The sequence below is a fragment of the Hahella sp. HNIBRBA332 genome (genome assembly GCF_030719035.1).
GTDB lineage: Bacteria > Pseudomonadota > Gammaproteobacteria > Pseudomonadales > Oleiphilaceae > Hahella.
Genome location: NZ_CP132203.1, coordinates 5,962,522 through 5,975,943 on the forward strand (window position 1 = coordinate 5,962,522; position 13,422 = coordinate 5,975,943).

Here is a 13,422-nt window from a genome sequence, read left to right on the forward strand (position 1 = left end):
CTACTGAGACAATTTCTTTTTCTCTGCTTCCTTTATTAATCGGATAATTTCTTCGTTCCCTTTTAGAACAGCATGCTCATACGCAGTCTTATTATCAGCAATATCGGCGAGTGTTCCCTTTGCTGGAAGAAGGGTTGGGTCCGCCCCATACCGGAGTAAAAGTTGCACCATCTCTGGTACATTGGTATTGATCGCGTAAACCAAGATAGTGGTGCCGGTTACATCTTGAGCATTAACCGCCGCCTTCCTTTCCAGTAAATACCTTGCTACCGCAACTCTGTGAGATAAAACCGCAGCCATTAGTGGCGTCAGCCCCGAATAGTCAACGGTATTAATATTGCCTCCCCTTTCAACAAGGTCGCGCACAATCGGTAGATGGCCGTGACTAGCAGCATAAATTAAGGCCGTTCGTCCCATTTGATCCTTTTGATTGACGTCATCTTGGCTCAGTAGCTGAACCGATCTCGAATCTCCTCTTATTGCCGCCTCCATCAGAGGCTGTCGGGTTTCACACCCCATTAGGATAAGTAAAACTAATAACAGGGCAGCTGCCAGATTAGCTCTCAAGTAGGTGTTTATGATGCTCATAAAGTGAAGCCTGCTTCGTTCAAGTCTATTAGTGATTGCTCCAGCTAATTAGACTGCCCCGTTACCTTCCACCATTTCAGCCAAATATGAGTATAGAACACCATCTAAAGTTTTGGCCTTTCCGTTTAACGCCAAAGCGGTGAAAAACCTGAGCTTTAGCAGGAAACTACGGTTTTGAGCCTATGGCAGGCTTTGCATATCCCTTGTAGATTCTCTTCCCGGTCATCACCACTTTGCGCCTTGGGCTTAATGTGATCCACCTCCGTCGCCGCACTGGTACGCCCTGCCTTTAAACACTCCTGACACAAGTAGTTATCCCGCCTCAGTATTCGCGCTCTAAGCTTACGCCATTGCCAGCCATAACCGTGTTGGGTGTCGCTGCCTTCCTGTTGTTGCCATACTCCCCAACGTGTCACCTCTCGCTTGTCTGCGAGCCTCTCACAGTATCGGGATTTATGCCGGATGGTATTGGAGCAGCCCTTGTCATTGCAGGGCCTTAGCGAGGTTTGTGGTATTACTATTCAGTTTAGTGCTCAGGTGTCAGAAACTTGATCCACTATGCTCCTTCCTGATTATGCCTATCAATCACTTTTTAACCAATTCGCCTCATCCCCTAGTGACTGGCCCTTCGGTCTCAAGCAGGCCGTCCAGCTTTTCTAGCTCAACATCTGCGATACTGAAATAGTAATCAAAGCTTGCTTTCCCTACATGCATCCTCAGATTGTTTAAGACGCATTGGCAGGTTTGAATTTGGAGTATAATGTCCGGCATACCTTCAGCAGCAACAGTAAGCTCAGAAAGCTGAACAAGCTTATTAATAATAGAGTTCATAACACTCTCTTCAGGAGTATCAATGCTTCCCGCAATAGCCCACTCAAAGTCGACATAAGGCTTCGTCATTATTTATACCTCCTAATCTCTCAATTGTAGCTAACCAACATCAAGCTGTGCGGTTTGCTTAGATTGAGTTGTCATAACGCCGTATATAGCCAAATAAGAGGGCAAAAAATCACTCTTTCTCGCCACTAAAAACTTTCACGATATTTTCTTTTCCATCATAGCTTTCTAATCAGCACCCGCTGAGCTATGCTTATTTCTAATCTCCCTAAGCCGGTTAGCCTGAATCAGGGTATGAGCACACGGCTGTGACAGGGTGGACATCTATTGTCTGCTACCCGGCGCTTATGCCGAGGATCTTATGAATATGTCCCATATGATTCCCCGCCATCTACGTTACTCCCTCAATCATCAATGGGTTCGAACTGTTGCTGGATTTGGCTTGGTAGGCATTACAGAGCATACAAGCAGAGTTGCTGCAGCATTCCTTGCTGATGTCCCCATAGACTATGAGCGGTTCTACAAAGCTAATGACAAAGTAGGAGCGGTAGTCACGGAGTCAGGCGGCAAGGTTCCCATTATAACTCCGCTGTCTGGCTATATCGTTTCCGCAAATGATGGTTTAACTTCCAGCGACATAGCCAAAGACACCTACGGAACTGGATGGCTATTCATTGTGAAGATATCAGAGCCGCAAGAACTCCGGCGCCTTTTAACCGCCGACCAATATCAAGCGTTCATTGAGTCCAAAATTGAAAGCCTGCCACGGCATGTCAGAGCCTGATATAAATCTGCCCTTCCTACCTGTGGCCGTTAGCAGGATGACAATTACAAGAGCGTTCAAGAGCACCCAACCGCCGTAAAGCTTCAACTTCCGTTTCAGTCCGCACCTTTACTTGGTGTTCACTTTGACACTTTCTCTTTTTCGCAAGCCTCATCTTCGCCTCCGCCAGCTTTGAGGTGATGTCATGGCTTTCCTTGCTTAATAGATAAGAACGCTCAAATACACCCGTGACGGCATCGACATTGATCTCGAAGTACACTTTAAGGATGGGTATATCCATTTCGCCTCCCTCTCACATCCTAATGAGAGTTATAAGTCTAAATGCCCAAGTTCAGAGTCAACCTTCTGTTGGGCTTCGAATAGTTCACTCGTGACATGAGCATGCAAGCACCGGAATCGCTCTTCACAAATAGGATCTTTCGCATCTTCTATAGCGTCTTTACACTTCGACAAAGCATGCATTAAACATGTATAACGAAGGACGCTTTCTACTTTTTGGTTTCCTTCATTTTGTTGGATGACCGATGTCACCTTCTTTAATTGCTTCATCTTTGCAACTCCCCCTTTCAGCGCCTGACAAGGTTTAAATTGTTCCTCTCCTATGGTTTGCCATGCATTATCAACGAGGGGCGCTTTCATTGCTCTTTTACTCTATGCCTTCTACCAGCAGTATCCGGTCCAATTTGGTTAACTCAACATCCGCAAGATGATAAAAAAAATAGTAATTGGGTTCGCCAACATGCAGCTTGAGATTATTTAAAGCCCCTTGGCAAGACCTGATTTGGGGAAGCATCTCCGGCATAGTTTCCGCCGCCATCTCCAGCTCCTTCAGCCTCACCGACTTCCTAACGAAACATTCAAGCACATCATCAGGCTCGTTTCTTTTGACTCCGCATAAGGTCCATTCCTTGTCAATAAAGCGCATTCCGCACCTCCGACTATTAATCCATTTGCACAACTGCGTTTAACCGCTCCATGTGGCGCTATTCTTTACTCTGGCGCGCCAGTATCCTGACATTCTCCATGGTAAAACTAATCAGCGTTCCAACTTGGCAGTCAGCATCTACATCCCCAGAAACTTCAGTTACAGTCCCTCTCATCTCGTTTCCATCCTTGGATAACACACATACCGTAACCCACACTACTCCATTACACGCAGAAAGCGTGACATGGTCCCCAATCTGCGGAGGACTCTTTGAATCCAGGGGAAACTCCCCATATACGCTAATCAAGCCATCGCTTGTATCCCAAGACAATTCATCTCTCCAAGTGTCTCTCACCTATAAAGAAAAGATAGGTCATTGTCGCCTATTCTTTAGACGACTTTCCTCCTGAACATAAGACCTATAGGACAACAGCGTCGAAGTATGGATCAGTATCATGGGGTTTGCCGTGCTCACTAAAGCTCAAGTGGGCTAAAAAAAAGATCAATCCTTTTTTCGGCGTCCATGAGCATCGCCGTCGCATAGGCAAATCTTCCCCAAAACACGTCAGCGTGAAAGTTTGGCTCCACGTCCTTCAAGCAGTCTTTACAACTTAATAACGCGCCTAGCAGCGTTGCGCGACTTAAGGCCCTTTCCGTCACTTCGCGCCCTTGGCGGATATCGATAATATCTGCGATTTGGTTAACCTGATCAATTTTGGCGTCCAATAGAGCAAGCATTTTATCTCTCTCTAAAGGGCTTTCTGACAAAGCAAACCATTCGTGGTCTATCAAGTGAGTCTTCATATCCTCTATTTCCATCGCCAGCGACGGACAAACAACGGGGGCATTCCTTTTAAAACAGTATGGCTCATTTCATACATCACCGCTGATATCTATTTCCTAACCGATTTCTGTCGATGGCACATATGGCATATCCCTTGTAGATTCCCCTCCCGGTCATCGCCGCCTTGCGCTGGGTGTGATCCACTTCAGTGGCCGCACTGGTACGCCAGGGTCTACCAATCAGGTATTATTGCCTGCTATTTCAACATCTTACACACAAGGAATTATAGTGAGCAGCACTATCAGAAAGGCGAAGAAAGAAGACTTTCCCGTATTACGCATGCTGTGGCAGTTTTACGAATACCATAATTCCTATTACACACATGAGGATATCGATCACAACGGCCTATTCGATATCGACGATGACTACATTATGGCCACTCTTGAAGCTAAAGAAGAATGCGAGGTCTACTTAATTCTCTCAGATCAGTCTGTCGCCGGGTTCCTTACCATTGAACCCGTAGAGATTAGAGGGAAAGAGCTTCTGGAGCTTGCAGACTTATTCATTCTTCCAAAATACCGATCTCGTGGAGTAGCCAGTTTCGCCATTAAAAACATGGTTTTCAGAGAAGATAAGGCGTGGCATATTTCCGTTTATCAAGGCGACACACTGGCGTTAGCATTTTGGAAGCGCATATTCCATAAATTGCCATTTAGGTCTGTCAGTGAGATATCGCCACCAGAAGTAGAAGGATTTTATGAGTTTGTGGTTGAAGCAGTAGCGCTTTAATGACCTGGGCGCAACCGGCTCATTCATTCGCGGTTTTATGGCTGTGGCAAAGCCTGCAAATGGCCTGCAGGTTTTTGGCTTGATCATCACCACTGAATCGCCCCAGGTTTGGCGGAGGCTAATCTTCTTGAGAGAATTAGCCTATGAACGAACGATCTGGATACTCCCCCTGAAGTGCGTGAACGCGCTGTGCGCATGGTGTTGACCGGCGAACACGAACACAAATCCCGCTGGGCGGCGATACAGTCTGTCGCTTCAAAGATAGATTGCACTCCTGAGACATTGCGCTCATGGATCAACAAAATGGAAGTGGATACAGGTAAGCGCCCTGGAACAACCAGCGAGGACGCCGCCCGCCTTAAAGAGCTGGAACGAGAAAACCGTGAGCTTAAACGCGCCAATGAGATTTTGCGAAAGGCGGCGGCTTTTTTCGCCCAGGCGGAGCTCGACCACAAACCGAAGTAATGGTTGAGTTTATTAACCAGGAACGGGAAGCGCACGGTGTCGAGTCAATCTGCAAAGTCTTGCCGATGGCTCCGCCCACATACTACCGCCGTAAACATCTGGGCACTAACCCTGAACAGCGCTGTGATCGCGCAAAGCGGGATGAAGAACTCAAGTCGGAGATTACACGAGAGCACGAAGAGAACTTGCAGGTCTACGGCGCCCGCAAGCTCTGGAAGCAGCTAAACCGCGAGGATATCACTGTGGCGCGCTGCACTGTCGTCCGGTTGATGGGGGAAATGGGGCTGGAAGGCGTGCGGCGCGGTAAGTCCTGTCGCACCACCATTCCCGATGAACTGGCCGACAAGCCGCTGGATCTGGTTAATCGCAACTTCAGCGCTGAGCGTCCGAACCAGTTGTGGGTCGCAGACATCAGTGTGCCGCAGCAAGCTGCGGGAGAGATGAGGGATTGTGACCCCTCGTCATCGGCATACAGGTGCTGATGACAAACCACCTTATGCGGCGATGGCCAAAAGCCGTGGTCGTGAGCAATAAGGAAAAGGCGCCAATAAGGCGTCAGGTGTGAAACAGGAAGACGAACAACCGTGAACCGCCGTTCAATTGTCGAAACCACTCAGATGATACCAAAACCGGGGAGTGATGTTGCTCCGGGATCAGTGCGGACAGTGCCTGTTGATGGGCCGCATGGTATCCGGCAGAGAGGCGGCGTGATCCTGTTTTGGGCTCTCTCATGGAACTGCGGGAACCTTCGATGGCAATGCCAAGGGAAAAGCACAAGCTCACAAGGCGAGGCCGATAGTACCGATGTGTCATCAAGGGGCGGAGCCGCTCGTAGTAGCATTGAAGGGGCTGTAATGGCCGTGGAGCGAAGGGGCGGCGTCATTCAGCCGAGCTTGTTGGTCAACTGCGCGAGCAGGATGAACTGATGAGTAAGGCAAAGCCATTTGTGATTGAGAAGTCTCTAGTTTGGGAGGCGTTCAAAGATGTTAGAGCGAACCGAGGAGTAGCGGGAGTCGATGGACAGTCGCTGCAGCAGTTTGAGCAGCGTTTGGGGCCGAACCTTTATCGGATCTGGAATCGCCTGTCGTCGGGGAGCTATTTTCCTCCGGCGGTCAGGGGTGTCGCGATCCCAAAGAAGAGCGGCGGCGAGCGTGTTCTGGGTATCCCGACGGTATCGGATCGTATCGCGCAGACAGTGGCGAAGAAGATTTTTGAACCCCTGGTAGAGCCGATCTTCCATGAAAACTCCTACGGCTATAGGCCCAATCGTTCAGCGCATGATGCGCTGACGACGGTGCGGCGGCGATGCTGGGAGTATGATTGGGTGATTGAGTTTGATATCAAAGGGTTGTTCGATAATATCGACCATGACCTGCTGATGCGTGCGGTGAGACGCCACTGTCAGATACCTTGGGTGGCGCTCTACATTGAGCGCTGGTTAAAAGCGCCGATGGTAGGTCCAGATGGGCAAGAACAGCAACGCGATCGGGGTACCCCTCAAGGGGGTGTGATCAGTCCGGTGCTAGCCAACCTGTTTCTGCACTACGCACTGGATCGTTGGATCAAAGAGCGCTGTCGAAGCGTGCGATTGTGTCGCTATGCGGATGATGGTGTGATCCACTGCAAAAGCCAGCGTCAAGCTGAATGGGTGCTTGCCCAAGTCAGTCGGCGATTGGTTGACTGTGGCTTGCAGATCCATCCGGGGAAAACGCGCATTGTGTATTGTAAGGATGTCAATCGTACGACCAATCACGAGAGCATTGAGTTCAGCTTTCTGGGTTACAGTTTTCGTCCTCGAAAAGCAGTGGACAAATACGGGCGCGTTTACGTCAACTTCTTACCGGCAGTCAGTCCAGCAGCCTTGAAAGACATGCGGCGGAAAATCCGTAGTTGGCGCTTGCAGTTAAAGAACGACAAGTCGCTGATGGATTTATCACGTATGTTTAACCCTGTACTGAGAGGGTGGTGGCAATACTATGGACGGTTCTATCGTTCAAAGCTGGAGGCTGTTGGTAAGGGCTTCGATGGATATCTGGTTCGGTGGCTAATGCGCAAGTTCAAATCCTTCGCAAGGCGCAAAACCAGAGCATGGCGATACCTTGATACACTGAAACAACGTTACCCGCATGCCTTCGTGCACTGGAGTAACCAAGCAAAAGGCCGAATGATGGGAGCCGTATGACGCGAGAGTGTCATGTACGGTTCTGCGAGGGGCTGGCGGTGAGAGTCCGCCGGCCTACTCACCCCTACGTTGCAACTTGGTCAGGCTTCGTTTACGTGGCCTTCGTTGTGGACGTTTTCTCGCGCTATATCTTAGGCTGGCGTGTGCTCAAAAGTCTGCAGACAGATATTGTGCTTGACGCCTTAGAGCAGGCGCTGTGGGCGAGAGGAAAGCCCAAGGGGGTCATTCATCACAGTGATCGCGGCAGCCAGTACCTGTCGATCAAGTACACTGAGCGCCTGGCTGAGGCGGGGTTTAAGGCCTCTGTCGGAAGCGTAGGAGACTCCTACGATAGCGCCCTGGCGGAAACCATCAACAGCTTGTACAAGGCGGAGGTTATCCACAAAAAAGGCCCTGGAAAGGGCTGGATGAAATAGAACAGGCGACCCTCACCTGGGTGGAGTGGTTCAACAATCGTCGATTGTTACCGTCGATAGGAGATGTGCCTCCTGTCGAATACGAAAACCTGTACTATCAACAAGCCGAGTCTGCAGTTGCATGACTCAAATAAAATTGCCTCCGACAAAACCGGAGCGACTCAAGTTCAAGTAGGGCCAGAAACCGGCTCCTGAGCCTATACTTATCAGGCGACACGTAAAATAAAAAATGCTCTTTTATATTCCGCGTTATTAATGGCCATACCTTCTGCAATTGAACAAAAAACCGTCTTAAATGTAGCCGGAAGGTTGGCTGGCATGGGGGCTGAAAAGTTATTTGGATCAAAATATGCGTGAGCGGGTCCAGACTCAAACAGGTCCCATAGTTTTAGAGGATTATGTAACTCAGTAAAAACGCTATCCTCCTCAGCATAACCTACGTTAAAGCCTAGATTTTTAAAATATTCAACATACTCATCAGCACTCCTCAAATGGAACCACGGACAGTGATAGTTGCTATATGCATGTGATACTTGGCTAGTTTTAACTGTCTTTTCTATCGCTTCTTGTAACTCAGGGCACCATGTTTTTAGCGGCGTTTGAACCGCCAAACAGCTACTGGATGTTAACAGCTGCTGTATACGCTTTAACGTCTTCTCAGGCGTTCGAAACCAATGCATTACAGAGTTGATAAAAGCCACGTCAAATTTCCCTGATGACGCTAAAGGAAGCGTTTCAATATCACCTTCTATAAAGCGCCCTCTTGGCAAGAACTCCCTTGCGGACTTAATCATTCCTTTCGATATGTCTATTCCGACAACATTCCCTGTCGTCAACTTCGCCAAAAGTGATGTAAGTCGGCCATTTCCGCAACCAATATCGATGACACTTTCACTCCCGCATAAAGTAAGCAGATTGATTAACTTAACTCCAGCTGACTGCTGATTAACGCCTAATTTGTGGTATTTGTTGGCGACATTTGAAAAATCGACTGTCATATTATTCGTCATTGTCCTATATAGCTTAATAAACCCTAGTGTTGTGCTCACACATCCCCAATTCGTTATCCCAAGAAAGTTAATGTCATTGGATCGCCCCTGCTACTCCTGGCGGTATCTCCAACGGCAACCTGAGACAAACTGTGTTGATAGGAAAGGTACGCCTAGTGTGGGCTTTTAAGTATTCTTTCAGGCTTTATCTGCTGGTTGACGGTCAGCCAGGACATCACTCCAAGGTGAACGGACCCGGTCTGGGGCTTTCGCCTTGAACCTGAAATCGCAACTTACGCGAGTCTGATTGGTTTGATTTGCGTATGTCCCGTGTTTTAGCAAACCGCCGTCCCACAACAAGGCCTCTCCATACTTTAGCGTGAGCGGCTGGTAGATGTTACTGTCGTAGCGCTCTTCGCACCATACCGTGCAGGTTTCAAAGACGTCGGTGAAGGGTAGATAGCAGTTGATTTGATCCAGTCTGCTGGTGATATCCGCGTCACGGTGAAAGTCGCTCACACAGCCAGTTCCAGCCAGATGCACGCGCATTTTCGGATGCGCGGAGTAACTGATCTTGCCGCCGTAGCGGGGCGCCAGCACATTGGCGATCCAGGCGTGATACACCTTATAAAATAGGGCGTCATCGGGTAGGCGCTGCATCAGCCTGCGCAGCGCCATGTTGTCCTGATAGTGCAGTTTCTCCCGGTGATTCTGCCGCCGCCACGCCACATGCAACTGGTCCAGCCGCCGCACTTTAAAGACATAGTGCGACAACACTTTCTGGAACGGATACTGCTCCGTATCGTAAGTCAGTGTCAGGGCGCGGCTAAGCATCAGATCAAAACTCCAGGGTGCTTTCGCTGCTGAGGGTCTGGCCGCGAAACTTGGTGGTTATCTTCATCGCGCCGCTGACTTTTCCTGCACTGACGGCAACTCCGCTGACATCCATGGCGTAAGTCTTTGCCACAGTTTTGCCGTCCGCGGCGTAGAGTGTCACGGCAACGGAAGTCGGCTTATCGTCAGTGACATTGGTGACCACGGTTTTAAGTAATGAGCCATCGCTGCGAGTGATGGTTTTCTTATAGGCGGTAGTTTGGCCCTCTGCGTTTTTCATCGTGCTGGTGTGGGTCAGGTACTGGGGCGCGGAAGGCTGCGCTGACGTCGCCATCAGTTCTTCTGCGTGGGCAGTTGCGCTGGCCGCCGTGGGCGAGGTGAAGGTTTTGATCGTTTCGATGGAGCTGGAGTCTTTCAGGTTGGTCGTCGTGATTTTGGCGTGACCGCCAATGGGTTTGCGGCGATAGTTAAATTGAGTGTTGGCGTAGTCAGTTTCGATCAGAAATAGCGGCGTTTGCGTGTCCGGGTCCAGAGTTCGGCTTTGAATTTTGGTGGGCGCGCCGCTGGCGTTGTAACTGGCGTCCGTCATCGACATCAGCTTTTCCGCTGCGTTGTATTCCCGGGTATGAACCGTGCTGTTGATGGCTCTCAGTTCATTGTCGAAAGTCGCGCCTTCGTATGATGAAACCACTTTACTGAGGACCTGGTTGTTAGCGTAGTTTTGCGTGACGGTATTTGACGGGACGCCGTTTCGATAGGTCACCACCGTTTTGTTCTGCAAGACCCCGTTGGGATCGCTGATGCTGTAATGGGCTTCGCCGCCGTCGATTTCGTTACGGGCGTTGAACTGGGTGTTTTGAAACTCCGTTAAGACCTGTGACTTCATTGCGGCGGATGTCGGGTCGAAATTTTTGGTGTGAATCTGGTCTATGCGGCCGCTGGCGTTCATGAACACATTGGATTGTGAGTTCTCCGCGCGCGCGGCGTTCTTGGAGGAGACGGTGAAGTAACCGCCGGTAATACGGTCGCCGACGAACTTGGTGTTGCTGTAGTCGATGTCCGTATAGCCCTCTACGCCGCCTTGTCCCTCCGGCGAGTAATGGCGAAACGATCCGCTCGTTATCAGCTCATTGGCGTAAGTGACGACGCCGTCGCTGCGCAGGGTTTGAGAATCACCCCGGCGGGAGGTGAATTTGACCTGGCCGCTGTGAATGGTGGTGGCCGGCGTCCATTTCACATTACTGAAATCCGCTTCCACCTGCTTGGCGACGCCACTGGCGAAGCGATTGTTGATTTGTGTTTTGGCCGTGGAGACATTGCCGTTGGCGAAAACGAGGGTGGAGCTGTTCAGCGCATTGCCATTGGCGTCCGTTGCGGTATGGCTCAGAGTTCCGCCCTGGATGTCGCCCTGCGGGGACAGTTTTAAGTTGGCATAACTGGTTTTGGAATAGGACGCGATTTGCTTGCCGTCCGACCCGTAATGAGTGGTGCTGGCGTTCTGCGGCAGGCTGGCGACGACGCCCGCTAACTGGCTGACGTTGGCGATATTTTCTGACGCTTCGAGGTGATCGCTGAGTTCGTGTGTGGCGTTCAAGGCGCATTCCTCCTCAAGGTTTAAAGAAGATGGGTTAAGTAGCGATTGACGATAAAAGTGGTGAGATTGAACTTTTCCCACTTATGCCATAACAGCAATCCTCCCTTATGGCTGTTGTGGTGCGCGATATCCGCCAAGTGGCGAGCTGCCCAGTCAGGCAGAGTCGGTCCGCAATAATCGGGCGTCGTTGGAGAGATGGAGGAGCCGTAGCAAGTGAAAACGCCTTTCTCTTCGTGGGAACGGGTTGCGCCGTACAGCTCAATGGAGTTGATGATGGGATCGCGCAAAAAGGTCGCTTCCCCTTCGTAGCAGGCTTTGTCGCCGCCGCGCCAGCGCAGTGTCCCTCTGTTGAAAGAGAACTCTGGAACCACGCGCTGGTTAATCGTCAAACCGGTCTCCGACACTTTGACCTCGTTGATGTCCCGGTAAAAGCGTCCATCGGTGCGAACGGCGTATTCTCCATAGATGGCGCCAAGGTCATCACATCCGTTGAAACTGCAGGCTTGGGCGCTTAGCGCTTTACGTTCAGGGTTGGCTTCCAGAGCGACAAAAGCGGACTGGGCGCCGTCTCTGTTGGCGTCGCTCCAGATCTTGCCGATCAGCCGGCGTGCGCCGTTGGCGTCCACGTCCAGGCGCAGAAAACCGTGATGGGGGATCTGGCTGCTCGCCTTCCAGCGAATGGCTCCGGAGTCAAACGCAAAAGATCGGATGCGGGCGCCATTGATGTAGATAACGCTTTTATGACGCTGTTTGCGGGCGCCGATAATGGTTATCACAAACTGCTGTTCGGGCTCGATATAAACCCCGGTCCAGGGGAACAGATTGTTACGGAAGATAAAATCAATGGCGCCGCCCAAATGCGCCCACTCAACTTGATAATTTCGCGACTTCAACCAGGTCTCGAAGGCGGCTCTGGCTTCCGCTTTGGGCTGGTCCCCAAGTGTTTTCACCAGCTCCATCGCGACGGACTTTTGCGTCAGACAGGCGGTCACCGTCGCTTCTGTGGCGGGGGAGCGGATATAGGCGCCTTTGGCGGCGATTTGAATGGCGCCGGAATCCCGCGACGCCAGCATCGCCCGCTCACGATCTGATAACGAGCTGAAACGAGGATCTTGCAGCGCGGCGCCGGGATCGCGGCGATACAGATCCTGCAAACGCGTATCGAAACGCAGTTCAATCAGGAAGCGACTGGCGGCGGTTTCATCCTGCCATTTGTAGGAAGCGGGGATGCGAAAGCGCTTAAAGGCGTCGAAGGCTTTCATTTCCCGGGGACCATAGCGGTCGATTTCCCGCAGGGGCGAGCGGGGCGTCATCAGTTTCTGCCCAGGCTCGATGACGCCCAGGTCGACGGCGGTCTGATAATCCGTCGGGACCACCTGCATAGGAGGAATGTAGAACGTGGACAGGCCGGTGATCCTGACCTGATTCGCCGGATCATGCAGTTCGCTCAGGCGATAGGTTTCGATCAGCGGGTCGATGGTGGGATAACGGGAGCCAATGTAGTGGGTGACTTCATAGTCCGCTCCGTAAATAGACTGCAGCCAGTGGATGAAATAGGAAAACTTGTTATTTAGGTATCCTTGCCGGCGATAACCCATTTCTCCAATCAGGCCAACCTGCCATAACACCACATGAAGACTGGCGTCCAAATGGCGACGCCGGACCAGGCAATCAGTGGCTTCGTGAGTCTGCAGGCCCGGGTAGCAAGGGTCGATGCCCAGGTCGGAGCACAATGTGTCCAGCGCGCAGACGCCCGCCTTCATGGTGGCTTTATAGCCCTCCCGGCGCGCCAGTTTGATCGCCCGGTGCGTGGACAACACGAATATGCCCGGATGGCCGTAGAACACCACGACGACCTTGAGTCCCTGCCGCACCCAGTAGAGCTGGGCTTCCGTCATCTGCATGTAAGTGGTGTAGCGGACTTTGTCCTCTCCATACAGCACGTACAGATCCAACGAGTCCGGTCGCAACTGTTTGAGCCAGACCACGGTGGCGGGGTCGGCGACGCAGTACAGCACTTTGTCCGCTTCTTCGATGAGGCGGATGTCGCCGACGGAGATGCCAATGGTTTCGATCCCGGTCCCCAGTATGATGAGCTCGCCTTGTTTTGAGCCGGCGGGGATTCCTCCTTCCTCGACCTCTCTCACAGTCTCCTTCAGCGCGGCGATGCCCTGAGCCAGTTCTTCCCAGTGCTTCTGATGATCTTCATATTTTGGATAAGCGCTCGCCATGTGA

At 51.1% G+C, this 13,422-nt stretch carries 15 protein-coding genes, 3 pseudogenes and 1 other annotated feature; of the genes and pseudogenes, 5 read left to right on the plus strand and 13 right to left on the minus strand.

What is annotated here, in order from left to right; translation table 11 throughout:
• From O5O45_RS26300 to O5O45_RS26310, 3 genes are all read right to left on the minus strand, one after another.
• A complete protein-coding gene (locus O5O45_RS26300) occupies positions 1 to 588 on the minus strand; it encodes an ankyrin repeat domain-containing protein (RefSeq protein ID WP_305902276.1) in 588 nt (195 codons plus the stop codon).
• Between the two features lie 155 nt (positions 589 to 743).
• A complete protein-coding gene (locus O5O45_RS26305; protein ID WP_305902277.1) occupies positions 744 to 1,004 on the minus strand; it encodes an HNH endonuclease in 261 nt (86 codons plus the stop codon).
• 190 nt (positions 1,005 to 1,194) lie between these two features.
• Positions 1,195 to 1,488: a hypothetical protein gene (locus O5O45_RS26310; protein ID WP_305902278.1), complete on the minus strand. Its 294-nt coding sequence runs from the start codon at positions 1,486 to 1,488 to the stop codon at positions 1,195 to 1,197.
• Positions 1,489 to 1,792: 304 nt separating this feature from the next.
• Here O5O45_RS26310 and O5O45_RS26315 point away from each other — a divergent pair, with 304 nt between their 5' ends.
• Positions 1,793 to 2,209, plus strand: coding sequence for a glycine cleavage system protein H (locus O5O45_RS26315; RefSeq protein WP_305902279.1), 417 nt, complete (start codon positions 1,793 to 1,795; stop codon positions 2,207 to 2,209).
• Between the two features lie 16 nt (positions 2,210 to 2,225).
• Here O5O45_RS26315 and O5O45_RS26320 read toward each other — a convergent pair whose 3' ends face one another.
• From O5O45_RS26320 to O5O45_RS32055, 5 genes and pseudogenes are all read right to left on the minus strand, one after another.
• Positions 2,226 to 2,489 (minus strand): hypothetical protein, encoded by a 264-nt coding sequence (locus O5O45_RS26320; RefSeq protein ID WP_305902280.1) that lies wholly within the window; start codon positions 2,487 to 2,489, stop codon positions 2,226 to 2,228.
• 29 nt (positions 2,490 to 2,518) lie between these two features.
• Entirely contained in the window at positions 2,519 to 2,848 is a 330-nt protein-coding gene (locus tag O5O45_RS26325) for a hypothetical protein (RefSeq protein WP_305902281.1), read from the minus strand.
• Positions 2,849 to 2,855: 7 nt separating this feature from the next.
• Complete coding sequence (locus O5O45_RS26330; protein ID WP_305902282.1) at positions 2,856 to 3,134, minus strand: hypothetical protein; 279 nt, start codon at positions 3,132 to 3,134, stop codon at positions 2,856 to 2,858.
• 474 nt (positions 3,135 to 3,608) lie between these two features.
• Positions 3,609 to 3,938, minus strand: a complete 330-nt coding sequence (locus O5O45_RS26335; RefSeq protein ID WP_305902283.1) for a hypothetical protein — start codon at positions 3,936 to 3,938, stop codon at positions 3,609 to 3,611.
• Positions 3,939 to 4,027: 89 nt separating this feature from the next.
• A pseudogene (locus O5O45_RS32055) lies at positions 4,028 to 4,075 on the minus strand (hypothetical protein); the annotation flags it as partial.
• Between the two features lie 131 nt (positions 4,076 to 4,206).
• Between O5O45_RS32055 and O5O45_RS26340 the strand changes: the two are divergent.
• Positions 4,207 to 4,707: a GNAT family N-acetyltransferase gene (locus O5O45_RS26340; RefSeq protein WP_305902284.1), complete on the plus strand. Its 501-nt coding sequence runs from the start codon at positions 4,207 to 4,209 to the stop codon at positions 4,705 to 4,707.
• Between the two features lie 19 nt (positions 4,708 to 4,726).
• Here O5O45_RS26340 and O5O45_RS26345 read toward each other — a convergent pair whose 3' ends face one another.
• The gene (locus O5O45_RS26345; protein WP_305906250.1) at positions 4,727 to 4,813 is read right to left on the minus strand and encodes an HNH endonuclease; all 87 of its coding nucleotides are present in this window, start codon (positions 4,811 to 4,813) and stop codon (positions 4,727 to 4,729) included.
• A gap of 37 nt (positions 4,814 to 4,850) precedes the next feature.
• Between O5O45_RS26345 and O5O45_RS26350 the strand changes: the two are divergent.
• The 3 genes and pseudogenes from O5O45_RS26350 to O5O45_RS26360 all read left to right on the plus strand — a co-directional run.
• Positions 4,851 to 5,588 (plus strand): annotated as a pseudogene (locus tag O5O45_RS26350) (IS3 family transposase); the annotation flags it as partial.
• Positions 5,130 to 5,246 (plus strand) — a sequence feature (AL1L pseudoknot). Its footprint overlaps the pseudogene before it by 117 nt.
• Before the next feature lie 509 nt (positions 5,589 to 6,097).
• A complete protein-coding gene (gene ltrA / locus O5O45_RS26355) occupies positions 6,098 to 7,354 on the plus strand; it encodes a group II intron reverse transcriptase/maturase (RefSeq protein ID WP_305902285.1) in 1,257 nt (418 codons plus the stop codon).
• Positions 7,355 to 7,419: 65 nt separating this feature from the next.
• Positions 7,420 to 7,895: pseudogene (locus tag O5O45_RS26360) on the plus strand (IS3 family transposase); the annotation flags it as partial.
• An 81-nt stretch (positions 7,896 to 7,976) separates the two neighbouring features.
• On the opposite strand, the gene O5O45_RS26365 reads toward O5O45_RS26360, so the two are convergent.
• The 4 genes from O5O45_RS26365 to O5O45_RS26380 form a co-directional block, all read right to left on the minus strand.
• A complete protein-coding gene (locus O5O45_RS26365; RefSeq protein WP_305902286.1) occupies positions 7,977 to 8,768 on the minus strand; it encodes a class I SAM-dependent methyltransferase in 792 nt (263 codons plus the stop codon).
• Between the two features lie 189 nt (positions 8,769 to 8,957).
• Positions 8,958 to 9,593, minus strand: a complete 636-nt coding sequence (locus O5O45_RS26370) for a phytanoyl-CoA dioxygenase family protein (RefSeq protein ID WP_305902287.1) — start codon at positions 9,591 to 9,593, stop codon at positions 8,958 to 8,960.
• A gap of 4 nt (positions 9,594 to 9,597) precedes the next feature.
• A complete protein-coding gene (locus tag O5O45_RS26375; RefSeq protein ID WP_305902288.1) occupies positions 9,598 to 11,187 on the minus strand; it encodes a hypothetical protein in 1,590 nt (529 codons plus the stop codon).
• Between the two features lie 20 nt (positions 11,188 to 11,207).
• Positions 11,208 to 13,418, minus strand: coding sequence for an SAM-dependent methyltransferase (locus tag O5O45_RS26380; protein ID WP_305902289.1), 2,211 nt, complete (start codon positions 13,416 to 13,418; stop codon positions 11,208 to 11,210).
• Positions 13,419 to 13,422 lie beyond the last annotated feature (4 nt).

Bases quoted from the DNA above. Each gene is read 5' to 3' on its own strand.
- O5O45_RS26325 (WP_305902281.1), bottom strand. From the start codon at position 2,848: ATGAAAGCGCCCCTCGTTGATAATGCATGGCAAACCATAGGAGAGGAA.
- O5O45_RS26335 (WP_305902283.1), bottom strand. From the start codon at position 3,938: ATGAAGACTCACTTGATAGACCACGAATGGTTTGCTTTGTCAGAAAGC.
- O5O45_RS26370 (WP_305902287.1), bottom strand. From the start codon at position 9,593: ATGCTTAGCCGCGCCCTGACACTGACTTACGATACGGAGCAGTATCCG.
- O5O45_RS26380 (WP_305902289.1), bottom strand. From the start codon at position 13,418: ATGGCGAGCGCTTATCCAAAATATGAAGATCATCAGAAGCACTGGGAA.
- ltrA (WP_305902285.1), top strand. From the start codon at position 6,098: ATGAGTAAGGCAAAGCCATTTGTGATTGAGAAGTCTCTAGTTTGGGAG.
- O5O45_RS26300 (WP_305902276.1), bottom strand. From the start codon at position 588: ATGAGCATCATAAACACCTACTTGAGAGCTAATCTGGCAGCTGCCCTG.
- O5O45_RS26365 (WP_305902286.1), bottom strand. From the start codon at position 8,768: ATGACAGTCGATTTTTCAAATGTCGCCAACAAATACCACAAATTAGGC.
- O5O45_RS26315 (WP_305902279.1), top strand. From the start codon at position 1,793: ATGTCCCATATGATTCCCCGCCATCTACGTTACTCCCTCAATCATCAA.
- O5O45_RS26330 (WP_305902282.1), bottom strand. From the start codon at position 3,134: ATGCGCTTTATTGACAAGGAATGGACCTTATGCGGAGTCAAAAGAAAC.
- O5O45_RS26320 (WP_305902280.1), bottom strand. From the start codon at position 2,489: ATGGATATACCCATCCTTAAAGTGTACTTCGAGATCAATGTCGATGCC.
- O5O45_RS26310 (WP_305902278.1), bottom strand. From the start codon at position 1,488: ATGACGAAGCCTTATGTCGACTTTGAGTGGGCTATTGCGGGAAGCATT.